This is a genomic window from Paenibacillus thalictri, from assembly GCF_004307995.1.
GTDB classification, from domain to species: domain Bacteria; phylum Bacillota; class Bacilli; order Paenibacillales; family NBRC-103111; genus Paenibacillus_AF; species Paenibacillus_AF thalictri.
This window is the reverse complement of sequence record NZ_SIRE01000014.1, coordinates 105,814-129,100: the sequence shown is the minus strand read 5'-3', so window position 1 is coordinate 129,100 and position 23,287 is coordinate 105,814. Positions and strand designations below refer to the sequence as shown.

At 49.7% G+C, this 23,287-nt stretch carries 24 protein-coding genes and 1 riboswitch; of the genes, 7 read left to right on the top strand and 17 right to left on the bottom strand.

Going from position 1 to position 23,287, the window contains the following annotated elements; genetic code table 11:
• Window positions 1-112: 112 nt before the first annotated feature.
• Window positions 113-985 carry a LysR family transcriptional regulator gene (locus tag EYB31_RS20145; protein ID WP_131015210.1) on the top strand — a complete coding sequence of 291 codons (873 nt, stop codon included), beginning with the start codon at window positions 113-115 and terminating at the stop codon, window positions 983-985.
• Window positions 986-1,164: 179 nt separating this feature from the next.
• Here the strand turns inward: EYB31_RS20145 and EYB31_RS40285 are convergent, their stop codons facing one another.
• From EYB31_RS40285 to EYB31_RS20120, 6 genes are all read right to left on the bottom strand, one after another.
• The gene (locus EYB31_RS40285; protein ID WP_276322063.1) at window positions 1,165-2,178 is read right to left on the bottom strand and encodes an ABC transporter ATP-binding protein; all 1,014 of its coding nucleotides are present in this window, start codon (window positions 2,176-2,178) and stop codon (window positions 1,165-1,167) included.
• Entirely contained in the window at window positions 2,162-3,166 is a 1,005-nt protein-coding gene (locus EYB31_RS40280; protein WP_165452504.1) for an ABC transporter ATP-binding protein, read from the bottom strand. Before EYB31_RS40280 ends, EYB31_RS40285 begins: the two co-directional genes overlap by 17 nt.
• A gap of 95 nt (window positions 3,167-3,261) precedes the next feature.
• Window positions 3,262-4,668, bottom strand: coding sequence for an MmgE/PrpD family protein (locus EYB31_RS20135; RefSeq protein ID WP_131015209.1), 1,407 nt, complete (start codon window positions 4,666-4,668; stop codon window positions 3,262-3,264).
• Between the two features lie 27 nt (window positions 4,669-4,695).
• Window positions 4,696-5,592 (bottom strand): ABC transporter permease, encoded by an 897-nt coding sequence (locus EYB31_RS20130; protein ID WP_131015208.1) that lies wholly within the window; start codon window positions 5,590-5,592, stop codon window positions 4,696-4,698.
• A 12-nt stretch (window positions 5,593-5,604) separates the two neighbouring features.
• Window positions 5,605-6,561, bottom strand: coding sequence for an ABC transporter permease (locus EYB31_RS20125; RefSeq protein ID WP_131015207.1), 957 nt, complete (start codon window positions 6,559-6,561; stop codon window positions 5,605-5,607).
• An 85-nt stretch (window positions 6,562-6,646) separates the two neighbouring features.
• A complete protein-coding gene (locus EYB31_RS20120; protein ID WP_131015206.1) occupies window positions 6,647-8,230 on the bottom strand; it encodes an ABC transporter substrate-binding protein in 1,584 nt (527 codons plus the stop codon).
• 685 nt (window positions 8,231-8,915) lie between these two features.
• On the opposite strand from EYB31_RS20120, the gene EYB31_RS20115 reads away from it, so the two are divergent.
• The 4 genes from EYB31_RS20115 to EYB31_RS20100 all read left to right on the top strand — a co-directional run bounded on the left by EYB31_RS20115 (window position 8,916) and on the right by EYB31_RS20100 (window position 12,157).
• On the top strand, window positions 8,916-9,782 hold the full coding sequence (locus EYB31_RS20115; RefSeq protein ID WP_131015205.1) for a LysR family transcriptional regulator: 867 nt from the start codon (window positions 8,916-8,918) through the stop codon (window positions 9,780-9,782).
• A gap of 459 nt (window positions 9,783-10,241) precedes the next feature.
• On the top strand, window positions 10,242-11,024 hold the full coding sequence (locus EYB31_RS20110) for an enoyl-CoA hydratase/isomerase family protein (protein WP_131015204.1): 783 nt from the start codon (window positions 10,242-10,244) through the stop codon (window positions 11,022-11,024).
• 6 nt (window positions 11,025-11,030) lie between these two features.
• The gene (locus EYB31_RS20105) at window positions 11,031-11,297 is read left to right on the top strand and encodes a hypothetical protein (protein ID WP_131015203.1); all 267 of its coding nucleotides are present in this window, start codon (window positions 11,031-11,033) and stop codon (window positions 11,295-11,297) included.
• Window positions 11,298-11,314: 17 nt separating this feature from the next.
• Window positions 11,315-12,157, top strand: a complete 843-nt coding sequence (locus EYB31_RS20100) for an EcsC family protein (protein WP_131015202.1) — start codon at window positions 11,315-11,317, stop codon at window positions 12,155-12,157.
• Between the two features lie 163 nt (window positions 12,158-12,320).
• Here the strand turns inward: EYB31_RS20100 and EYB31_RS20095 are convergent, their stop codons facing one another.
• Window positions 12,321-13,109 (bottom strand): TrmH family RNA methyltransferase, encoded by a 789-nt coding sequence (locus EYB31_RS20095; protein ID WP_131015201.1) that lies wholly within the window; start codon window positions 13,107-13,109, stop codon window positions 12,321-12,323.
• Window positions 13,110-13,142: 33 nt separating this feature from the next.
• A complete protein-coding gene (locus EYB31_RS20090) occupies window positions 13,143-13,802 on the bottom strand; it encodes a potassium channel family protein (RefSeq protein WP_131015303.1) in 660 nt (219 codons plus the stop codon).
• Window positions 13,803-13,918: 116 nt separating this feature from the next.
• Here EYB31_RS20090 and sspI point away from each other — a divergent pair, with 116 nt between their 5' ends.
• Window positions 13,919-14,191 (top strand): small acid-soluble spore protein SspI, encoded by a 273-nt coding sequence (gene sspI, locus EYB31_RS20085; protein WP_420819457.1) that lies wholly within the window; start codon window positions 13,919-13,921, stop codon window positions 14,189-14,191.
• A 59-nt stretch (window positions 14,192-14,250) separates the two neighbouring features.
• Here the strand turns inward: sspI and EYB31_RS20080 are convergent, their stop codons facing one another.
• Window positions 14,251-14,967: an MtnX-like HAD-IB family phosphatase gene (locus EYB31_RS20080; protein WP_131015200.1), complete on the bottom strand. Its 717-nt coding sequence runs from the start codon at window positions 14,965-14,967 to the stop codon at window positions 14,251-14,253.
• Window positions 14,968-15,154: 187 nt separating this feature from the next.
• Window positions 15,155-15,290: riboswitch (cyclic di-AMP (ydaO/yuaA leader) on the top strand.
• Between the two features lie 121 nt (window positions 15,291-15,411).
• Here EYB31_RS20080 and EYB31_RS20075 point away from each other — a divergent pair.
• Window positions 15,412-15,741, top strand: a complete 330-nt coding sequence (locus tag EYB31_RS20075; protein WP_131015199.1) for a hypothetical protein — start codon at window positions 15,412-15,414, stop codon at window positions 15,739-15,741.
• A gap of 173 nt (window positions 15,742-15,914) precedes the next feature.
• Here the strand turns inward: EYB31_RS20075 and EYB31_RS20070 are convergent, their stop codons facing one another.
• The 8 genes from EYB31_RS20070 to EYB31_RS20035 all read right to left on the bottom strand — a co-directional run bounded on the left by EYB31_RS20070 (window position 15,915) and on the right by EYB31_RS20035 (window position 23,178).
• Window positions 15,915-17,018, bottom strand: coding sequence for a Gfo/Idh/MocA family protein (locus EYB31_RS20070; RefSeq protein ID WP_131015198.1), 1,104 nt, complete (start codon window positions 17,016-17,018; stop codon window positions 15,915-15,917).
• Window positions 17,019-17,045: 27 nt separating this feature from the next.
• A complete protein-coding gene (locus tag EYB31_RS20065) occupies window positions 17,046-17,780 on the bottom strand; it encodes a ThuA domain-containing protein (protein ID WP_131015197.1) in 735 nt (244 codons plus the stop codon).
• Window positions 17,781-17,924: 144 nt separating this feature from the next.
• The gene (locus EYB31_RS20060) at window positions 17,925-19,085 is read right to left on the bottom strand and encodes a Gfo/Idh/MocA family protein (protein WP_131015196.1); all 1,161 of its coding nucleotides are present in this window, start codon (window positions 19,083-19,085) and stop codon (window positions 17,925-17,927) included.
• 32 nt (window positions 19,086-19,117) lie between these two features.
• Window positions 19,118-20,125 carry a LacI family DNA-binding transcriptional regulator gene (locus tag EYB31_RS20055; protein WP_131015195.1) on the bottom strand — a complete coding sequence of 336 codons (1,008 nt, stop codon included), beginning with the start codon at window positions 20,123-20,125 and terminating at the stop codon, window positions 19,118-19,120.
• Between the two features lie 153 nt (window positions 20,126-20,278).
• Window positions 20,279-21,316: a sensor histidine kinase gene (locus tag EYB31_RS20050; protein ID WP_131015194.1), complete on the bottom strand. Its 1,038-nt coding sequence runs from the start codon at window positions 21,314-21,316 to the stop codon at window positions 20,279-20,281.
• Between the two features lie 37 nt (window positions 21,317-21,353).
• Window positions 21,354-22,037, bottom strand: coding sequence for a response regulator transcription factor (locus EYB31_RS20045; RefSeq protein WP_131015193.1), 684 nt, complete (start codon window positions 22,035-22,037; stop codon window positions 21,354-21,356).
• Window positions 22,034-22,633 carry a DedA family protein gene (locus EYB31_RS20040; protein ID WP_131015192.1) on the bottom strand — a complete coding sequence of 200 codons (600 nt, stop codon included), beginning with the start codon at window positions 22,631-22,633 and terminating at the stop codon, window positions 22,034-22,036. Before EYB31_RS20040 ends, EYB31_RS20045 begins: the two co-directional genes overlap by 4 nt.
• Window positions 22,630-23,178, bottom strand: a complete 549-nt coding sequence (locus EYB31_RS20035) for a class I SAM-dependent methyltransferase (RefSeq protein ID WP_420819459.1) — start codon at window positions 23,176-23,178, stop codon at window positions 22,630-22,632. The genes EYB31_RS20040 and EYB31_RS20035 overlap by 4 nt, the downstream gene beginning before the upstream one ends.
• Window positions 23,179-23,287: the final 109 nt, after the last annotated feature.

The following is a 23,287-nucleotide window of genomic DNA, read 5'->3' as shown; positions in this document are numbered from 1 at the left end:
AGCACTGTGAAGTCCAAAAGCCAACTTTATCTTACTACTGCCGTGCTTGACCCGGAATTAGCTTTATGCTAACTTATTGTTAACCAAAAGTTCACTACCGGAGGTGGTGTCCATGAACGATCGACAACTGAAATCGTTGCTCAAAGCGGTAGAATGCGGCAGTTTCAGCAAGGCGGAGGAGGCCCTTAATCTTTCCAAACAGGCGCTAAAAAAGCAGATCGACACCCTTGAAGAGGAAGTCGGCTTCTCCCTGCTCGTACGCACACGCCATGGCATCGCGCTGACTCCGGCCGGCGAAGAGTTTTGCCGCGGTGCCAGGAGAATTTTGGGCGAAATAGATTCGGTTATCCAGCGGGGCAAGGAGATTGCCTTTCATAATCAGACCATCCGCATCGCAACTCCCCAACATCCGCGTCTGCTGCTGGAAAACGTGTTCAACGAATTTTCGCGCAGATTTCCATCTATTAAGCAGCAGGTGGTGCCGCGCAGGAGCGGCCATTATATCGAAGATATTCTCTACAATCGCGCGGACGTGTCCGAATGCATCTATCATCCGGAGCTCGAGGGCTCCGGTGTTAAATACACCAAGCTTTTCCCTATGCCTTACAAATGCCTTGTCGCGCCCAGCCACCCGCTGGCCGGAAACAAAACGATCCGCCTGGAAGAGCTGTCCGGCAACCGTGTCGGCCTGCTGAAAAAAAACTCCGAGCTGGCGTCGCAGCTGCATGAAATCTGCCCCGACCTTAATCTGGAGCTGCTCACAAGCAACGATCTGCCCAACATCATCAATATTTGCTATAACAACGGAGTTTTCATCTCCAAGGCGTATTTTGTCAATACGATGCAGCCCTTGATCGCTATTCCGCTGGAAACCGATATCGTGCCCGTTGGGGTTATCCTCCACCGCGAGTCGCCATCGCAGATCGTCAGGGAGTTTCTTAAAGTCGTTCATGACCTATACCCGCAAGAGGACGATGAAACATAAACACGCTTTTCAAAAAAGGGCTGCCACCTGTGACGTTTTACACGTCACTTGCGCCAGCCCTTTCGTTTGTTAAATTCTGGTTCCCGAGGTACTTACCGCTCACGCGATCGGTACGTCTTCGAAACGGGTTGTGCCGGTCATGTCTATGAAGTTCAGATTCCCGCCATCTTATTCCCGATTTATGTGCCCACTCTAATGCAAGCTACCTGATGTCCGTTTCCGACGTCGCGAAGCTGAGGTTTCATCTGGCTGCATTCCGGAATAGCCTCGAAGCAGCGTTGATGGAATGGGCAGCCGGATGGCGGATGGAGTGGACTAGGCACCTCTCCCTTGAGAAGAATCCGCTCCCGAGTCTCCTCGAGTACAGGATCGGGGATCGGCACCGCCGACAATAAAGCCCGCGTGTACGGATGGAGCGGATTTTCGTACAGCGAATCGGAGTCGGTAACCTCAACAATATTCCCCAGGTACATGACAGCGACTCTGTCGCTAATATGTCTGACAACGGAAAGATCGTGTGCGATGAAGACATACGTCAAACCGTTCGTGCCGCGCTGCAGTTCTTTCAGCAAATTAATAATTTGAGCCTGAATCGAAACGTCGAGGGCTGAGATCGGCTCGTCACAAACAATTAACGAAGGGTCGCTGGCCAGCGACCGGGCAATACCGATACGCTGTCTTTGACCGCCGCTAAATTCGTGAGGGACTCTGTTCATCATGGACGGATCCAAACCGCAGCGGCGGAATAGATGCTCAATTCTGTCTTGGTATTCGCTTTGGTTTTTCGTGAGATTATGGATCGTAAGCGGTTCGCCGACAATGCTGCCGGCAGTTTGACGAGGATCCAGCGAGCCGTAAGGGTCTTGAAACATCAGGGACATTTTGCTGCGCAGGTTTCTCATTTCTCCTGGCGATAAATCAAGAATGTTCTGACCGTCGAACATAACTTCCCCCGCGGTAGGTTCAATCAGCCGCAAAATGCCGCGTCCTAAAGTCGATTTGCCGCAGCCGCTCTCTCCTACCAATCCCAAGGTCTCGCCGGCTCTCACCTTGAAGCTGACGTCGTCTACAGCTTTGACGTCAGCGACCTTCTTTCTCAAAAGTCCCCGGGTAACCGGAAAATAAACCTTGAGATTGTTTACTTCCAGAAGATATTCATTATTGGTTGAATTTTCATTATTTGTTGTTTTCAAGAGCATGTTCCTCCTGGTTCAAGTAGCAGGCTGCCAAATGACGCTCTCCCACTTCTGTGAGAGACGGCCGAGGCGAATTCTCACATCGGCTGGTACTATACGGACACCGGGGCAAGAACGCACACGTTGAAGGCATTTTGGCCAGGTTAGGCGGCAGGCCCTGAATCGGAACCAGCTCCTTATCCCGGGGATCATCCAGACGTGGTACAGATCCCAGCAGTCCCATGGTGTACGGGTGCCGTGGATTGGCAAATATTTGCCTGGAAGGTCCGGCTTCAACGATTCTGCCTGCATACATGACATAGATTCTGTGAGCATATCGGGCCACCACTCCAAGGTTATGGGTAACCAGCGCCAATGACGTGTTGTGCCGTTCGACCAGGTCTTTCATTAATTCCAGCAAGACGGCCTGCGTCGTTACATCCAGGGCGGTAGTCGGTTCATCCGCGATAATCAGCTTCGGGTTACAAGCAAGCGCAATGGCGATCATAACCCTCTGCCGCATACCACCGCTGAACTGGTGGGGATAATCGTCGATCCGGCTTTCCGCTGCGGGGATTCCGACCTCTTTCAGCAGTTGAATGGCTCTTTTCCTTGCGTCGACCCTGCTAAGCCCCATATGCAGCTGCATGGTCTCGCAAAGCTGTTCATTGATCGTCAGCACCGGGTTGAGGGAGGTCATTGGCTCCTGAAATACCATGGATATCTTGGAACCGCGAATGTTTCTCATCTCAGAGCTGCCGCTATCGTATTTGAGCAAGTCGTCGCCTTCGAACAATACCTCCCCGCCGACGATCCGGCCCGGAGGATTCGGAATCAACTGCATGATAGACAACTGTGTCATCGACTTGCCGCAGCCGCTTTCCCCTACAAATCCCACAATTTCACGTTCGTCAATATGAAACGTAACTCCGTCCACTGCCTTAACTTTGCCGGCTTCGGTGGTAAATTGTGTTTGCAGATCTTTCACTTGTAACAGATGACCCATAATTCCCTCCTGTGTAACATTCTTTACAAGTCAGTATTTGATCACATTGGCACCTGCTTGATGCCAAGTGTGTGCTGTCCGACGGAACATATCTTTTAGAGGTGAAGCAACTCAATGACCGTGGTCACGTCGCCGGCATTTTCCAAATCCATCAGCCGGCTGCAAGCTTCGTTCACCTTGTGAATAGGCAAAATCCGGGAAGCGTTATCTTTGAACTTCGCCATCAGTTCATCATCATTGATGTACGTAGCAGGGTCCGAAGTGATAGTTCCCTTGATGAAGTCCCTTTCCTCGGCAAATGTTCTTCCTCTGGCCGATACCTCTACTCTGGATATCCGCGTATTGGCGTCTTTCTTTAAGGCTTCAACATAGGCCGGATGCGGCTCGAAGGTCACTTTATCCATGAAACGACGTATTCCCGGGTCGTTCATCGTGTCATATTCCTGCCAACGTACACCCGGCTTGATGCCGCAGGCGAGAACGGACATGTTATACGCGACGCTGAACTGAGCGTCAATTTGGTTTGTGATGTCCGTGTTGTTAAACATAGGCTCGACGCAGGTTGCCTCGAGATAGGCATGAATGCCGTCAATCTCTTCCGGCCGAAGCTGATTGTCCCCAATAATCGCTGCCAGGCAGTCAAGCCCTCCATGCATCATCCGGCAGCAAGGATACTGCTTGATGGGAACCTTGTTTACGAAACGCCATTCCTCGCCTAACCCGGAGATCACCGCTTCGGCATCCCACCGGGTAGAGCCGGTAAAACGCCAGTAGCCGTATTCCCCGTCGAGGATGGAGATATCGCCACGATGCCCCGCTTTGATCAGATATGGCGCGGTCAGAGCGGCCTGGGACGCCCAACCCGCCATCAGGTACTTGCCGGAGTTCGTAGGCAAGTTTTTGTGCATCGGGGTCTGGGTTTGCACCGGGGAGATGAGTCCGGCCATACCTAACGCTTGCGCTGTCTGACTGCTAGAAAACCCATCCAGTTTGGCAACACCTACAGCGCCGCCAAACACTGCGCTGCTGTGGCCGGTAACCGGAGGCAATGAAGTTTTGCCGTCTTTAATATCTCTATAGGAGCCTAATGCAAGGCCGATGCGCATGCCGACTTCATGAGCCAGGGCACAGGCAACGATGAGTTCCTGACCGCTTGCCCGATTCATTTCGGCAACGGCCAGACTTGGCGGGATGACAAACGGCGGCAGATGCTTTCCCGCTGCGTCGAAATCCAGTCCGTTAATCAGCTCGCCGTTAACGAATGCGGCACCGATGGCAGACATCCGATCGCCAATGCCGAGTACCGTGGCCTGTGGAGTACCGGCAAAAAATTGCCGTGAAAACTCGATCCCCCATTTGCCTTTATCACTGGTTACTCCGGCCAGAGCACAGCCGAAAGAGTCCAAAAGAAGGCGCTTCGTCTCGCGGACAACAGGGTCCGGCAAGTCGGCAAACGTAATGTTATGGGCGAAATCCGCCAATTTCGTGATAGTAGTAGCCACTTCACAATCCCCCTACTCTTACATCTTTTACAATCTGCCTCTAAGCCTTGGATCCAAGGCATCGCGAAGACCGTCACCTACCATATTGAAGGCAAAGACCACCAGCATGATCGCCAAACCTGGTGCTAAGCTCATAATCGGCAGATCGGTCAAATAGTTGCGTCCATCCGAAACCATGCTGCCCCAAGCTGCGGTAGGAGGCTGAATGCCAATGCCCAGGAAGCTCAAGGAGGACTCGGACAGAATGGAATGTCCCAGTCTCAAGGTCATCTGGACGACCAGTGGCGGGAACGCATTACTGAAGATATGGCGTACAAGAATACGGAAGTCGCTGGCTCCGAGAGATTTGACAGCCGCAATATAATCGTATTCCTTCACCGAAAGAACCTGTCCGCACATGAGACGGGCGTACTGCGGCATAAGACTGACACTTAAGGCGATAATGACGTTTTTCTCTCCCCCGCCAAGCATGGCGGCGATAAACATGGCCAGCAGCATCATCGGGAAGGACATCAAAGCGTCCACGAAACGCATGATAATGGTGTAAATCCAACCTCCGTAATAGGCAGCTATAATTCCCAAGGTGATTCCGACCAGACTGGAGAGTATGACCGACATCAAACCTACTTCAAGCGAAGTCCTTGCGCCGTAAATGAGACGGCTAAGCGTATCCCGTCCTGCTGCATCTGTGCCGAGCCAATGCGTGCTGCTGCTGCCCTGCAAAGCTTCACGCAGGTTGATCGCGTATGGATCGTATGGTGAAACCAATGGACCGATAACGGCGATCAGTATAAAGACGGCCACGATCAATGTCCCAGCAAGCACCACTCCACGGTCGAAGAAAATTTTTCTGAATCGTTGCCATTCGCTAACGCGAGGCGGGGCTTCGCTTGTTTGCCCCGAGGTGATTCCAACACTTGCCATTCTTTCTCCTCCTTAACGATAGCGAATTCGCGGGTCGGCCCAACCATAAGCAAGGTCTACCAACAGATTGGTCAATAGCACCATTAACGCGATGATCAAGATGATTCCCTGCACATAGGCATAGTCCTGGCTCTGTACAGCATTTACGGCCAGACGGCCCATTCCTGGGATATTAAATACGGTTTCAATAACTGTCGATCCGCCTACGGTTACAGGAATGCTGAGCCCGATCGTGGTAATAACGGGAATGAGGCCATTTTTCAAGGCGTGCTTGTAGATGACGACATTCTCCTTCAGACCCTTGGCCCTGGCGGTGCGCACATAATCCTGATGCAGCACTTCCAGCATACTGGAGCGGGTCTGGCGAGCTGCGGCTGCCATTGGATAGATGGCCAAACAAATGACCGGCATGGCAAGCTGACGTAAGTGCATAACCAAATCCTCGAAGGGAGAGGTATATCCCATAACCGGCACCCATCTTAGATAAAGACCGAACACGAGCATCAGAATTAAACCAAGCCAGAAGACGGGGACGGTAATACCGATGTTAGTCAGAAAGACAATCAGATGATCGATCTTCTTACCGCGCCTGTTGGCGCTGATCACTCCAAGCGGAATTCCGACTACGGTGCCCAGCAGGATCGCCCAAATGCCTACTGTAAAGGTAATAGGTAAACGACGAAAAATCTCATCTGCGACTGGGGTATTCGTAAAGATAGAAGTTCCCAAGTCACCGTGTAAGACGCCTCCGAGCCAGTCAACGTACTGCAGGTATATCGGCTTGTCCAGACCGTATTGATGGCGAAGCTCGGCGATTTTTTCCGCGCTCATTCCCGAGAGATCGCTCTGGGCAATAACTGTCTGAATAGGGTCACCGGGCAATAGTCGAATGGCCAGAAATATAATCATACTGACCAATAACAGAGTAACCAGTGATTCCAGCAACCTGCGAATGATGAAAGTTGTCATGTCTGCCTCCTGTATCAGCTGTTTAACTTTAACAATAATGTTCCGGAGCCCCTAACGGATGGGACTCCAGAACGGCTTACTAAAACTACTTCAACGTAATGTTGCCCGGATTCCAGAACCAGATCGAGAAGGCGGACAAATCAAGATTTTGAACGGATGGGGCGTACACAGCGACGCGCGATTCAACGGTGATCGGGCTGATTACAGCTTCATCAAACGTCAACTTCACCATCTGCTCGCTCAGTTCTTTCTGAGCAGCCGGAGTCGTTGCTTGGGCAGCTTTCTTCAGCAGAGCTGAGTACTCTGGGGTAACAAGCGCACTTTTCGCTTTCGAAGGGCTAGGACCGTCCGTTTGCAGCGCCTGGATGTAGTTCGCGTTGGAGGTGGACAGACCTTGAATGAGAATGCCGTTCTTCCAGCCCTCAACTCGAAGCGAGCTCATTTTGGCAGCGTCTACAATTTGAATCTGAGCATCGATGCCCACAGCTTTGTAATAACCTTGAAGTGCAGTCAGCAATTCCGGGTTCGTAGCGGCCTGGCTAAAAATACTCGTTTTGAAACCTTGAGGGTAGCCGGCTTGTGCCAGCAGCTCTTTGGCTTTGGCCGGATTGTAGCTGCGGCCTTCCGTAACGGCGGAAGCTCCAATGTGAGTGTTCGGAGCGGCAGGCGCCTGCGGAACCGTAAATGTGCCGCCGCCAAAAGCGTCAGCTATTGCTTTCTTGTCGACAGCATACTCTATTGCGTAGCGCACTTCTTTTTTAGCGAAAGGAGAATCGGCATTGGCGCTATCCGGGTAGCCTATTCTGATCAGCCCCGGGGTGACATTGACGCCATAGCCCTGTTTCTTGAAGTTTTCTACTTCCTTAGGCGGAACATAATCCCATACTTGAGCCTGACCGCTTAAAAGCGCGTTCTTCGCGGTATTGTCGTCTTTAACCAAGTCGAGTTCAAGCGTGTCCAGCGCCGGCTTGCCCTTATCCCAATAATCGGCGAATTTCTTGAACACGACCTTCGTGTCCTTGGTGTAGCTTTCGACCTGATAAGGACCTGTACCAATCAAGTGACTGGCGATATACTCCGGAGTCTGCCCCTTGTAGGATTTAACCGAAATGATGCAGCCATCATACCAAGCAAGGTGGTACAGCAAGGTGTTACTGTATTCCGAAAGGTTAAACTTTACCGTATAGGGGTCAACCACATCAATCGAAGTGATAATCTTCAATTCATCTTTCTTATCCTTAATCGTTTCAATATTCCACTTGACGGCATCCGCATTGAAATCGCTGCCATCATGGAACTTGACACCTTGCCGGAGTTTGAATGTAATCGACTTGCCGTCCGGGGCAATCTCCCAGCTAGTGGCCAGCTTCGTCGGCGCAGGTCCTTCCTTGGTCATGCCCACCAGCGTCTCGACAGCTGGAAAAACATGCTGAGTCACGCCTGGCTGAAAGCTAGGCTCTTTAAAGTTGCCGAAAACGGGCGGCAAATTGGGAACCAAAATGGCTAATTTTTGCGGACCCTTAGAAGCAGCCGACGTCGGCGCCGAGGTCGAAGAACCTGTAGGTGTCCCCGTGGACGCCGGTGCAGGTTTGGTCGTTTCACTGCACCCAACTACTGCCATACTTGCAATGACCATCATAGCTAAAGCCTTAAATCGAAAAGTTTTCATTCCCTGTTTTCCTCCTATACCTAATCTAGTTCCAACGATACGGAATAACGGTTTAACCAGAAATTGCGGAATTCCAAGCAACGGGATATTGCCTCGCTTCCTCTCCCCTCTGATGTTGCCGAAATTGCCTTTGCCCCCCTAATTTGCAAGCCGTGGTTCTCAGCAACTCATATCACACCGTTGACAGCACTGTCATTTTTAACACGTATGAATATATCCCCTCCTTTACCGTAATATCCCGATCTTTCAATCTCCTTCGACCTCTCCATTTGTATGCTGCTATATTAGGGAGCTCTTGCCAGTCATATGACAGCGCTATCATTTTGGTTCGAATGAGAAAAACGGATTTTTTTGCAAATTTCGACAAAAAATATGCAGATTGTAACCATGCGAGCAAATAATCGGTATCGCAATGTGTAATGTTCCAGGAATTGTCAGGGAGTAATGACGTTATGCGAAAAACAAAAATGGAGTAGTCAAGAAGTTTCTATTCATTCATTACTTTATACCCTCGGGTTTAACAGCGGAATTAGCTTTATGCTTACACAATGTTAACTAAAGGTTTACAACCAAAAAAGGCTTCATTTCTATCCGTTGTGTAATCTTACCGCCTCGAACTTGACAGTGGAATTAGCTTTATGCTAATTTGTTGTTAACTAAAAGTTGACAATTGGAATGGTGATCTATGAACGATCGGCAACTTAGAACACTGCTCAAAGCAGTGGAATGCGGCAGCTTCAGCAAGGCGGAGGAAGCCCTGTTTATATCCAAGCAAGCGCTTAAGAAGCAGATTGACTCCCTCGAGAATGAGGTCGGCTTCTCCCTGCTCAAGCGCACGCGTCATGGTATCACGCTAACCCCGGCCGGCGAAGAATTTTGTCGTGGAGCCAGGAAAATACTCGGCGAGATGGACTCGGTCACCCAGCGATGCAGAGAGCTCGCTTTTAAAAATCAGACCATCCGCATCTTAAACCCGTTTCAGCCTCGTCTGCTGCTCGAAAACACGTTTAACGAGTTCTCGCGCAGATTCCCTTATATTAAGCAGCAGGTGATCTTGCAGACGAGCAACCACTTTGTAGAGGATATCCTGTACAACCGCGCAGACGTGGGCGAATCCATCTACCACCCTGAGCTTGAGAACTCCGGAATTAAATACACGAAGCTCTTCCCTATGCCGTACAAATGCCTCGTTGCGGCCAGCCACCCGCTGGCCGGGAACAAGACGATCCGGCCGGAGGAGCTGTCCGGCAACCACGTCGGCATTCTGAAGAATAACATCGAGCTTGCGTCGCAGCTGAACGAATGCTGTCATGACCTGACGCTGGAGACCTTCACAGGCAACGACCTGACGAACATTATCAATATCTGCTATAACAATGGCGTCTTCATCTCCAAAGCTTATTTCGTCAATTCTTTGCAGCCTCTGATCACCATCCCGCTCGAAACCGATATCGTGCCCATGGCAGTCATCCTCCATCGCGAATCGCCTTCGCAGATCGTCAAGGAATTTCTTAAAGTCGTCCATGACCTGTATCCGCAAGGAAGAGAGTGACGATTAAAGCTTTTATAAGTCTGAGAACATAAAGTGTTGTAAGCGCATAAAACATAACTGGACTGATCGTTGTGGGTGATCAGTCCAGTCACGTTCCACGTATCAACAACGTCATTTGTTATCGGCAATTTTCATTAACTCGTCCGAGCTTCTCCAATCTCTCCGAACTCGTTTATTCGATGGACAGCTGCCATCCCGCCAGATAATAAGCAGAAAGAATAAATCCGGATTGCCTGTCTGCTGACAAGTAGGTTGGAGCATCGGGCCTTTTCAATGTCCGCTAAATGGGGGATTGACCATAAGGGAGCGGCCTTTTTACGTTTAACCCATTCCCTAAGTGAACTTTTGGTTAACGATTAGTCAGCATAATACTAATTCCCCTATCCAACTCCAAAGTAGTAAAGTAAATGTTAATATGCGGACATGAACTAAACTCATATTACAAGGAGAGATTCTCAGATGGCCTCACCTATTTTAACAAGTATAGAAAACCATGTTCAGATCATTACGTTGAATCGCCCTGAGAAAAAAAATGCATTTAACCGTGAAATGATCACAGCGTGGGTCCAAGCGCTCCAAGATGCTCAACATAACGATCAAGTGCATGTTATTGTTGTCACCGGCGCTGGGAGCGCTTTTTGCTCAGGCGGCGATGTCGATGGAATGAGACCGATTCAAACCCCGCTTGATAACAAAAATAAGCTTTGGGAACATATTCATCGCGTACCTCTTACTTTAAAAGCAATCGACAAACCAGTCATAGCTGCGATTAATGGGCCTGCAGTAGGCGCGGGTCTGGATATGGCGTTGATGTGCGACATGCGCACAATGGTAAGCGATTCCAAGGTAAGTGAAGGTTACGTTAAGGTGGGACTTGTTCCTGGAGACGGCGGGGCGTTTTTCTTGCCGCAAATCATCGGTGAAGCCAAAGCTCTTGAATTGCTGTGGACAGGTAAATTTATTACTTCGGAAGAAGCTTTGCAATTGGGCTTAGTGAATCACGTGTATCCGCAAGAACAATTTATGGAACAAACGATGAAGTTAGCGGCACAAATTGCCGAAGGACCGCAAATCGCGATAAGAATGACCAAAAGAGCCGTACGTTACGCCAGAACGATGGAGCTGGAACCGGCACTGGATCTGATGTCTTCCCATTATGCCATCATCAAGGAGACCGAAGACCATAAAGAAGGGGTAGCCGCTTTTAAAGAAAAAAGGCAGCCTGTTTTCAAAGGAAATTAAATTGAGGTGTTAAAAGTTGCGATCGTCGCTTTTTTTGCGGGGATTTTTCCTTGTACATTGATTACTCAAAAAGAACTCTCCATATCCGGAGGGTTCTTTCATTTACTATCGCTTAAAGCTGTTCCCAGTCTATCCAGAAATAATTGTATTTCATCATCTGTTGGTGCCGTTGTGAAACATTGTTTTCTTATTTTCGTATATGATAAGGGACAGCTTTGGTTCTCTGGACTATGGATGCGCAAACAATCTAAAAAATTTGATGTACGAGAATGAATTAAGGACGATCATACATGTCAAATGAGACCAAGGAAAAACTTGAATTGGAGCTGCGGAAAATAGCTCAATGGGAGCGGGAGCAAAAAGATCTCTGGTGGTGGGAGAAACTTGGACGGCTTCCTTTTTTACTTCTAGATAAAATTACACCAAAAGTGGTACAAGAAAAAATAGGGCTAGCCCTTGATGAGCTGGGAAGCTTTGTCCAAATCGGCGGGCAATATTTGATTTCCAAGCATTCGGTACTGGAACAGTTGGAGTGCGAGGCTCTCAAAGTACAACCGACACCCGGTGAACTCAATGAACCCTTTGATCTGCAACATGTAGCCAATTTGCCTTTGTCGGTGATGGATCAAGCAGCCGATGCGCTTATGAGCAGCCGTACCAGGATCGCCACATTGCAAGGAGCGGCCACAGGCTTCGGTGGAATTTTCACTCTTGTCATCGATATCCCTGCATTACTCGGCATTTCTCTCAAAGTGCTGCAGGAAATCGCCCTGTGTTATGGTTATGATCCCCAGGAGAAACGGGAGCGCTTGTTTGTTGTGAAAGCTCTGCAATTCGCTTCGTCCGATTTTGTTGGCAAACGTACAATATTGGAAGAACTCGGTCACTTTACGGAAGAAGACCGAAATCGTCAGATGATTACCGAACTGCAAGGGTGGCGGGAAGTAGTGGCAACTTATCGAGACAATTTCGGTTGGAAAAAATTATTTCAGATGGTGCCGATTGCAGGTTTGGTGTTCGGTGCCATAGTTAATAGGGGAACTTTACAGGATGTAGCTGAGACAGGAAAAATGCTGTATCGTAAACGGAGAATTAATGAACGTCTGTCTAACTTGGATAAGGCGCAAAAATAATTGATCCGCCCGGCCTGTCTGCCTATTAGAGTAATGCGGCTGGCGATTGGTGTCGGCAGCCGCATTCTCCGATGTTATAAGGCTTTGAGCCACATCGGGACATCTTAGTTGTGACAAATCTACGTTCCAAACGGTGATAAACAGCTTTATTAGCATCGGGCCGCTAGCCCCGCCTCTGCCTCATTGCCTCAAACAATAATACCGTGGTGGCCATCGCCACATTCAGCGACTCCGCTCCCCCAGGCATCGGAATGGAAATCCGCTCTGCAGCAAGCTCTTCAATCTGCGGATTGATGCCCTGCCCTTCGTTGCCAACGATCAGCCAAGTAGGCTGGCGGAAGTCATATTCATACAAGCTTTTGCTTTCGCGCAAGCTTGCCGCAGCGATACGCTTACCACCGCTGGCTGCCTGCGGCAGCAATTCTTGCAGGTCGCCCTCGACAATGGGCAGCTTAAACATCGAACCCATCGTTGAACGCACGGTTTTCGGATTATATAAATCGGCTGTGCCCTTGCCCAACACGATGGCGCTGGCCCCCACCGCATCCGCGCTGCGAATAATCGTGCCTACATTGCCCGGGTCCCGTACGCCATCCAACACAACGACAAGATCGTTGCCGATCCCTTTCAGGTGGCCCGTGTTCCAATGCAGCTTGCGTACGACGGCAAAAATATTTTGCGGCGTTTTGGCATCCGTACAGCGCGCCAGAACCTCTTCGCTAACGCCGATTTTCTCGATGTCATATGACAAAAGGTTTTCGATTTCCCGGGAAATCGCCCTGTCCGCGCAATAAACGACAGATTCCACGACTGCCCCCGAAGTTAACGCCTCCTGCACAAGATGAACACCTTCGACAATAAATTTATTTTGCTTGTCCCGTCCTTTTTTATCGAGGAGTTGCGCCCATTCCTTGACCCGCGTATTTTGCACGGAAACGATCAGTTTGTCCATTATAATACTCCCGACTAGCTTGTAATTGCGATATTAATCCGAATAATCAAGCTCAAATTTTTGCAAATCTTTATTCCGCCCTACAAGAACGAGAATATCGTTTTCTTTAATGACGTCCTCAGGGCTTGGCGCTATGTTCATGCTCTCCCCGGTTTTGATCCCGATCACATTACATCCATGTTTGGCTCTGATATCCAGCTGCCGCAAATTGCGTCCGATCATCTGCCTGCTGGCCCTTAATTCCATGATGCTGTGATCTTCCGACAGTTCTATGTAATCCAGGATGTTCGGCGAAACAAGATGATGCGCCACCCGCTGTCCCATGTCCCGCTCCGGGAAAATTACCTTATCCGCCCCGATTTTACGGAGCACCTTGCCGTGAAGTTCGGTCTGGGCTTTTACAATAACGGTAGGAACGCCCATTTCTTTCAAAATAATCGTGGTCAGTATGCTCGCCTGAATATCTTGCCCGATCGCCACAACAACAACGTCAAAATTCCGCAGCCCAAGCGCCCTCATCGCATCTTCGTCCGTGGAGTCGGCTTGTACCACATGAGTGACCTTGTTGACAATATCCTGCGTTTTCTCTTCGTCTTGATCGATGGCCAAAACTTCATTGCCGAGCCCGCTGAGCGTTTCTGCCACGCTTGAACCGAAACGCCCTACGCCGATAACGGCAAACTGCTTTTTCATACCCATGCTGCATTCCCGCCTTTCTGCCCAAGTATGCGTGCATTTTCAATACATTATACCATAACGGCGCTCAACTTTCTCAAAAGCCCCCATCCCGCATCCGCCGAATTTGTAGCATGAACGACACAAAAGAAGAGCATATTAACGTAAGTAACGAAACGATAAGGGAAGTGAGGAAAGTCATTATGAATATAAATTTGCGGCAAGCGATCGTACAACGCGTTCAAGGTAAATCGGATGAGGAATTGGCGGAAATCATTGAAGATTCGGTGGACGGAGATGAACGCGCGCTTCCCGGATTAGGTGTTTTGTTTGAAGTCATTTGGAAAAATACGCAGGAAAACTTACACGCCGAAATGATTTCGACATTAAAAAGCCACGTAAATTAACCTGTGCAAAAAGAGGCCACGCATTGCCGCATGGCCTCCTTCTTTATTCGTGGAACTGTTCAGGAGAACCGGCAGAACGGATGGGCTTTATCGCTTTTCCGGTCGGCTATTCCTTGTTCGAAGCTTTCAATCTCCGGCGCAAGCACTGCCATAATATCGTGAAATGTCTCAAATGGATAAAAAGGCGTTCCATCCTGCTCCAAATAATGCGCCAGACTTCCCCTGGCGAAGATCCAATCGGCAAAGCTGGAGCCAAAATAATCGCTGCTGCCGTCACCTATATAAATGATCCGGTAGTCGTCGGACTTGATTTTGCGAACCGCTTCGGATTTGCAGCAGCCGCACCAGCGGCAAGCCTCGTTGGCATTTTGCAAGCCTAGCTCATAACTGCCGTCCTCTCGGTAACGAATCGGATTCACGATAATGTCTTGTATGTTTAATTGAAGTTGATTTACGATGGAATGTACATAGTATTCCATACCGTCACTTAAAATAGTAACCGGAATGTCGCGGTCTTGGCAAAAATCGAGAAACGATTCGGCTCCCGAACGCAGATGGACCTGGCCAAGGAGCTGATCAACCGTTTGCTTCTGACCGTCAAGCTTGGCATAAGCCACTTTAATCCATTCCATCGATCCGATTTTCTTCTCACGGACAAGCCGGCTCATTTGCCTTACTTCCGGCAAGTCGGTGACGCCCAATTCCTCCATTAAATAATCGCCGACGTCCTGGTGCATCAGCGTTCCGTCAAAATCCGTCACGACGGCAAGCTTCATCTTAAAGTCCACTCCTTTTGGCTTCCTGTATGGCTTTGAGGTATCCGTTTAGTTCAGTTCTAATCATAAAACGTTTTAGCGGGTGTGAATAGGCAAAAAATAAAAAAACTTCTGTTGAAGTCTTTCCTGGAACCGGTATGCCATTTAAATTCCAGCCAGTTTGACGAATTTACGGTGATTGGTATATGATGAATATACGCTTAATTTTCGGCATAGGCCGGAAAGCGGGGGAACCAATTTTGGGGCGAATCATGATTGTTATGTAGGGAACCATCTTTCCCGAGCCCGTCAGCTAACCTCGTCAGCATGGGATGGGTCAAATACGCACAATTCGAGAATGCATCGATTGACCCGTAGATATGGGTCTTTTTGCGTTTTTCCGTAAAACCCACTCCTCAAGTACAGTTTGAAGTCGCAATCCGTACTCAAAAGGAGGAATCAGTTATGAATCAGCGAATTTCGGCAGATCATCTGCAGCAGCTCAGCGACACACAGAAAGAAACTTTGCGTTCGTTGTGGAACCCCCAAGAAGGGGAATACATCCTCTTCAACGAATATCAAGAAGAAATGATTTATTATTTGAACGGAGTCGAAAAGCATAAATCGCTGCCTTTGCTGACGATCGGGCAAATGATCAGTTATTTAACGCATCACGACAAGATGTTCAGCATGCAATTCGAATCCGGAGAATGGCAAGTTACATTAAGCAAAAGCGTCATGCAAAATCCCGAGTTGTGCAATGCGCTGTGGGAAGCAACCATGTCCAAATTGTAAAACGATATAACATGAAACAAATGTTGGATGAAGTCCGTTCCCATTGCAAAAAGATGATCGTGCCGCTTCAGATATATTGTTGTCGTTCACATATGACCACTTATAAAACAAGAGAGAGGTTCGGCTACCGAACCTCTCTCTTGTTTATGTCAGCCAATAAGGTTTAGTCCGCTTTAATCCATCGTTCCCGGCATCAGCCCGATTGGCACCGGAGCCGGCTGCGCACAGGTGGATTGCATAACATAATGTTTGCCTTCGGCGGAAGCATCATGGAAACCGTGCATCGCTTCCAGCACATGATACGCCAGCTCGCCGCTGGCGCGGTGCGGACGGCCGCCTTGCAGCGCGTAAGCCATATCCAGCACGCCGACGCCGCGGCTGTTTTCGGCATAACCGTGAGTTAGCGGAATCGGCGAAAATTCCGTCGCGTTATGACGCCGGATCATGACCGGACCGCCGAACGTATTTGGATCCGGTACGCTCAAGGTACCTTCGCTGCCGTAAATTTCGATGCGCGGCAAATTGTGGCCGCCAAACACGTCAAAGCTGGTGATGATCGTGCCAACTGCGCCATTGTGGAAATCAAGCACCCCGGCGACATGAGTCGGAGTCTCGACCTTGATCGATTGGCCGTATTTTTTCTCGCTGGTAATCGTCCGCTCCGGGAACGTAATTTTCGTCGAGCCCGTCACCCGCTGAATCGGACCAAGCATAGCAACCAGCGCCGTCAAGTAATACGGGCCCATATCGAACATGGGACCGCCGCCCGGCGCGTAATAAAATTCAGGGTCCGGATGCCAGTGCTCATGACCCTTGCCCAACATAAAAGCGGTTGCAGCGACCGGCGTCCCGATCCAGCCGTCTTGGATCAACTTGACGCACGTTTGAATGCCGCCGCCGAGGAACGTATCGGGGGCGCTGCCGACAAGACGTCCGCTGCTAGCGGCGCGGTCAAGAATACGGCGGCCTTCCTCCCTTGTTACGGCAAGAGGTTTCTCAACGTAAACATGCTTACCCGACTCCAACGCTTGCAGACACACTTCGGCGTGCGCCGCGGGGATGGTCAGATTAATGACCAGATCGATTTCCGGATCGGCCATCAGCTCGGCAACCGTATAGGCTTTGGCGATGCCAAATTCGGCCGCTTGTGCTTGAGCCCGGCTCAAATCCAAATCGGCGCAGGCGACAACCTCCATAATCTTAAACTTACTGCAGTTTTGAAAATAGATGCTGCTGATTTTACCGCAGCCCACAATGCCAACCTTAATTTTGCTCATCGGTTTTCTCCCCCTCGAAAACGGCGATTAGTTGCTGTCGCCCATTCCGGTGTATTTTGTGCCGGCCGCAGCCGCTTTCGCCGTCTCGGCTTCCGTTGCCCGCTTCTTGCCTTCGGCCGCCCACAGCACCCCGCGGCGCATCATCAGCTTGACCTGCGGCAATTCAACGATATTGGCTTGATGCCCCAGCGAGCAATAATACACCCGGCCGACTCCCCACCGTTTGGTCCAGACGACCGGCATATCGACCGCTTTATTCAGCGAATGCGGCCCTTCCACTACCGGAAAGCGGGTTGTCGCCAGTACCTCGACCGCCGGATCGACATGCAGATAATACTGCTCCGTACTCACCGTGAAATCTTCAATTCCCTCCAGCAGCGGGCTTGAGCTTTGCTTGATGTTAATCACATGCTCAACCCCGTCGTTGCCCGGATGCGCCACCCACTGTCCTCCGGTCATAAACTGCCAATCCACGTTGTTGCGGAAGGAGTCGCACATGCCGCCGTGGCAGCCGGCCAGCCCGACACCGCTTTGTACCGCCGCGGAAACGTTCGCCGCCAGCTGTTTTTCAATTTGTCCCATCGTCCATACCGGCACAATCAGGTCAAGCGATTTCAGCATGTCGCCGTCGGCAAATACGTCAAGCGTATCCGAAACCTGAACGGAAAACTGTTCTTCTTCTAAAATGCCGCGAAAAATATCGGCCACTTCCTCCGGCTGATGTCCAAGCCAGCCGCCCCATACGATCAATGCTTTTTTCATAATTCACCGCTCCCATGTATGAATGTACTTGGTATGATTGCAATTTCACCTGCCGGCGCTTATCTTGCCGGCCTAGACGCCCGTTGCGGCACGGAGATGGAATCCGTGGTTGACTCCGCTTGCCGTAATACGATCCGGCTCCCGTTACACACCGGCGATGCGAACCCAACTCCGCTGCTCGATCGAACGATCCACCGCCTCCAACACCTCTTGGCAGCGAACGCCGTCGACGAAGTTCGGCACCGGCTGGCGGTTCTGCTCCACAGCTTGCATCAGCTCGACAACCTCGTGGATAAACGTATGCTCGTAGCCGATCGTATGACCCGGCGGCCACCACGCTTCGGAGTAAGCATGAGCGGGATCGGTGGCGAGCACGCGGCGGAAACCTTGCACGTCTCCCGCATCGTCGGTAAAGTACACTTGAAGTTCGTTTAGCCTCTCAAAATCAAATTTCACGCTGCCTTTGCTGCCGTTAATTTCAAACGAATTCGTGCAGCGGTGCCCTGCGGCAAACCGTGTCGCCTCGAAGCTGCCCAGCGCGCCATTCTGGAAACGCGCCAAAAAGAGCGTTGCGTCGTCTACCGTCACCGGCCCGCGCGGAGCGTCTTTACTGCCCTTCGCGCTGAGACCCGTCATTGTTGTCGGCAGCGGACGTTCCTTGATGAACGTATCGCTCATGCCGATAACCTCGTCCATGCCGCCAATCAGATAATGCGCCAGATCGATCAGATGCGCCCCCAGGTCGCCATGCGAGCCCGATCCGGCGATCTCTTTCTGCAGCCGCCATACCAGCGGGAAATCGGGATCGATAATCCAATCCTGCAGGAACCAGGCGCGGAAATGATAAATTTGCCCAAGCCGGCCTTCTTCAATCAGCTTCTTAGCCAGCATAACCGCCGGTGCAAACCGGTAGTTGAAACCGACCATATGCTTGATCCCGGCCTGCTCGGCAGCTTGCAGCATTTCACGGGCGTCGGGCAGCGTCAGCGCAAGCGGTTTCTCGCAGAAAATGTGCTTGCCCGCCTTAGCCGCGGCCAAAGCGATTTCTTTGTGCGCGTCGCTGGGTGCATTGATATCGATCAGGTCGATATCGTCACGAGCGACCATCTCGCGCCAATCGGTAACATGCCCCTCCCAGCCGAACTGCTCCGCTGCCTGCGCTACGCCTTCGGCATCGCGGCCGCAGATCAGCTTCATGACCGGGCGAACCGCCTGCGGAAAAAACATATGCAAATCGCGGTAAGCATGGCTGTGCGCCTTACCCATAAATTTATAACCGACCATTCCCACATTCACTTGCTTCATAAGAGTTTCTCCTCCCGGATCATCAACTTAAGCTAACAAGATTGCCTAACCACAAGTTGTGTCTGTAACTTTTCGCGAATAACAAGCCCTGTGCCATCCTCATGAACCATAGACAGCACCTTCTCCGCCGCAAGCGCTCCCATTTCAAAAAAAGGCACCGCTACGCTGGTCAAGGGAGGATCCGCTATTTTGGCGGCATCCGAGTTGTCGTAACCGGCAATGGCGATATCCTTGCCAGGCTGAATACCCAGCTCCCGCATCCTTTGCATGAGACCTACGGCCATCCGGTCGTTGGCCGCAAATACGGCATCCGGCTGTGCCTTGACGATCTCCTCCGCGATGCGGTAGCCGCTGGAGCGGCTGTAATTTCCTTCAAACAGCAGTTCCGGCTCTAGCTGCCGGCCTGCTTCTTGGAGCGCTTGACGATATCCCAGCAGACGGTCCGCACTGTTGGAATATTCTGGTGAACCGTTGAGAAAGGCGATTTTTCGGTGTCCCCGGGCAAGCAGGTGTGAAACCGCGCTGTAACTGCCCGTCACATGGTCGGCATCCACTTCGCAGAGCTCCGCATCCTCAAAGTGCTGGTTCACCAGACAGAAGGGCAGCCCTCCTTCCTTAAGCCGCAGCAGCGACTCCCGTTCCTCCGGCGTATTTCTCGCCCCCAGGATGATGCAGGCATCGACCTTCTGGCGTTGAAACAATGTTGTGTAGTCGCTTTCCGTCTCCGGCGAGCGGAATTTCAGCAGCAGGTCGTATCCCTTCTCCGCCGCCTTTGCGCCGATGCCGCTGAGCGTTTCCGCGAAATAATAGGTCGAGAACAGGTGCACCTTGGGCACATAAGGCAATACGACGCCAAGGTTGCCGCTGCGCCCGCGGGCAAAGCTTTGCGCGATCGCGTTCGGATGATAATTAAGCTGTTCCGCCGCTTCCAGCACCCGCTGCCGGGTTTCCTCCTTCATCGGCCCGACGCCGTTTAAGACGCGGGAAACCGTTGCTTCAGACACTCCGGCCAAGGCCGCCACTTCTTTTCGGGTTACGATATCAAGCTCCTCCTTTTTGCAGATTCCATCTTGTCTCGAATTTATGTACGCGCGTACATTTTCTCATTGGTTCCTCTTTTTGTCAACCCGTTTTTTAACTCTCCGCCGCTTGCCGTGACCGCACGATCCGCGTCTGGTGCAGCAATGGTTCTATTAATGTCGTTTCTTGCTGTTTAAAGGCAGCCTAATTTGAAAATTGAAAATACCGTCTTTATGACAAAGCGCTACCGTTCCGCCATGAAGTTCAATAATATTTTTGGTTATCGAAAGACCTAGGCCGGTGCCCGTTTGAATCCCCCCGCTTTGCCGAGAGTCATCCACTTTATAGAACCGATCAAAAATTTTCTCCTCTTGTTCTTTTGTTATAGAAATCCCTTCATTTTCAACGGAGATGTAGAAGCTGCGTTCGTCTGTTTTCGTGGAAATTCGTATTAAGCCTGGCTTTATACTATATTTAAGAGCGTTGATCAACAATTGATCGACTGCTCTAGCGATTTTATCGCTATCAATGTGCTGAATAACCTGGTGTGGAGTAAAATCTGTGACAATGGTTGCTTTGTTATCCTTAGCAATCGGTTCAAATTCAAAAGTTAATTGCTTAATAAGCTCGCATAAATCGATTGGCTGCAAGTTTAATTGAATACCGCGGCTTGTCAAACGGGTATATTCAAACAAATCGTCAATGAGCTTTTTTAGATGGATTGCCTTATTGTACGTGTTTTGCACAAACCGCTCGTACTCATTCCGATTCTGAAAAGAATTGGTTCTCAATAAATCCAAGTAACCAATGATGCTCGTGAGCGGTGTTCGCAAATCGTGCGATACTCCTGTGATCAGATCGATTTTCGATTTTTCCAATTCACGCTCTTTGTTAATTTGCCGCTCTAATTTTTCGGTCATTAAGTTGATGCCGCTTGCTACCCGCCCTATTTCGTCCTCCCGATGCATAATGACGCGATAATGTAAATTGCCTTCAGAAATGATTTGAAGCCCTTCCTCCAATGTGATAAGGTCCTTGACTAAGCGCCGCGTCAACAAAAAAAAAGATAAGATAAAGGCCGCGACGTATGCCGCGGGGTTGAGATACGGCACATAAAAATCATATCCGTATCGATTAATAAAACTGGCGAAAAACAATATAAAAATAAAGGCAATCAGCAGACTCAAACCAAAACTCCACAACATATCCATCTGGATGCTTTTTTTTCTTTTTATTATGGCAAATAGCTTATTTTTCAATTTTATAGCCCACCCCCCAGATCGTTTTAATATATCGCGGCTCTCTTGGAGTATCCTCTATTTTTTCACGCAAATTACGAATATGAACCATAACCGTATTTTCTGAATACCCGGATGGCTCCTTCCATACGCTTTCGTATATTTTATCAGCACTGAACACTTGCCCGGGGTGAGCGGCCAGCAGCTCCAGAATGGCAAACTCCAGCGGTGTCAGCGAGATGTCGTTTCCCTTCAGAGTTACCAAATGCTTGGTCTTTTCGATCATAAGGTCACCAATTCGAATCAGAGCATCACTTACTTCTGTGGCCTTGAATAACTGCCGTCGCAGCTGAGCTTTTACTCGGGCGAGCAATTCTAGCGGATTAAAGGGCTTGGTTAAATAATCATCCGCTCCGGTAGTGAGACCGGCAATCTTGTCAATATCTTCTCCCTTGGCAGAGAGCATGATAATGGGCACAGTTGAAGTTTCCCTGATTTTAAGGCAAGCCTTAATACCATCCAGGCGGGGCATCATCACATCCAAAATAATCAGTTGGACAGCGTTCGACTGCAAAACATCCAATGCCTCCACACCGTTGGCGGCTTCTAAAACCCGATATCCTTCGTTACGTAAATATACTTGAATGACATCGCGAATTTCCGAATCGTCATCTACGACAAGCACCGTATTCATAACGCCCTTCTCCTTTTCCGATTTTTCAGGATCATGAATATCAAAATGCCTATAAGAAGAGCAAATCCCGCATAAATACTATAATGATAAATCAAGGTCCCGATCATTTCCACATGGCCGCCTGCAAATTGACCCAACGTAAAGAAAGCAAACGTCCACACAAGCCCTGCGGTATAAGAAAAAAGGACATAGCGACGAAATGACATTTTATTAATCCCGACTAAATAGGGAACTATATGTCTGACTACCGGAATAAAGTAACTGAAGCTCAGCGCAACACTGCCATATTTATTTAACAAGTATTCGGACGTCTGAATATGCTTGTGGACATTCTTTTTGCGGCGAAGCTTATCCAACACAGGCGAACCCAAATATCGGCCTAGAATATATCCCAGAGATAACCCCGAAATAACCCCTAAATAAGTGAGAATAAAGGCTGGAATTGGTTGGAGCAATCCCGCTCTGCTTACAGCGCCGCCGGTCATCACGACAACTTCATCGGGAATCGGCATCCCTACAATCCCGAGCCATAACGCAAAGAACAAAGCAGCGTAACCGAACTGTGCAATCGAATGAAGCAGCGTGTCGTAATTCACCTGAATCCCCCCTTTTTGCGGCATGTATAGACAAAAGCCGGAGGAAAATTAAGGGGTACAAAATCGATTTTCTCAATCATGAATTTTTCGGATAAATGTTTCTTCATCTGCAGAGAGTACTGAAAGGCGATGAAATAACCCCCAGGCTTTAAAGCTTCGGCAATTTGATCGATTAAATGTTCTCGCAGTCCGCTATCGAAATTGAAGAAGGGTAATCCGCTAATTAAGCAGTCCAACTGACGAATGCCCTTCTGTTTCATTGTTTCAATTAAATGGCATGCGTTGGAATGGCAGGAGAAATGAGGGTAGGTTGTTTGCAAATCGCATCTCATCTTATCGTCCAATTCAAACAATAACACCTTCGCAGATGGTGTTGCCTGCCGCCCGATTAAGCGCGTGACCGCTCCTGTGCCGGAACCGAGCTCGGCCATTGCGGTTACCTCATCCCAAGGCACAGACTGAACCATTTTACTTGCCAGAAATCTCGAGCTTGGCATAACACTCCCAACTCGCTGGGGATTCTTAATAAATCGCTGCAAGAACATGACATGTTGATTTGAAGTCAATGGACTCCCCTCCCAATTTGTTTATTTTCTTCATTTATAGACCGGTTCATGCGAAATACCGCTGGCTTTGCTACAAACCTATAGTATC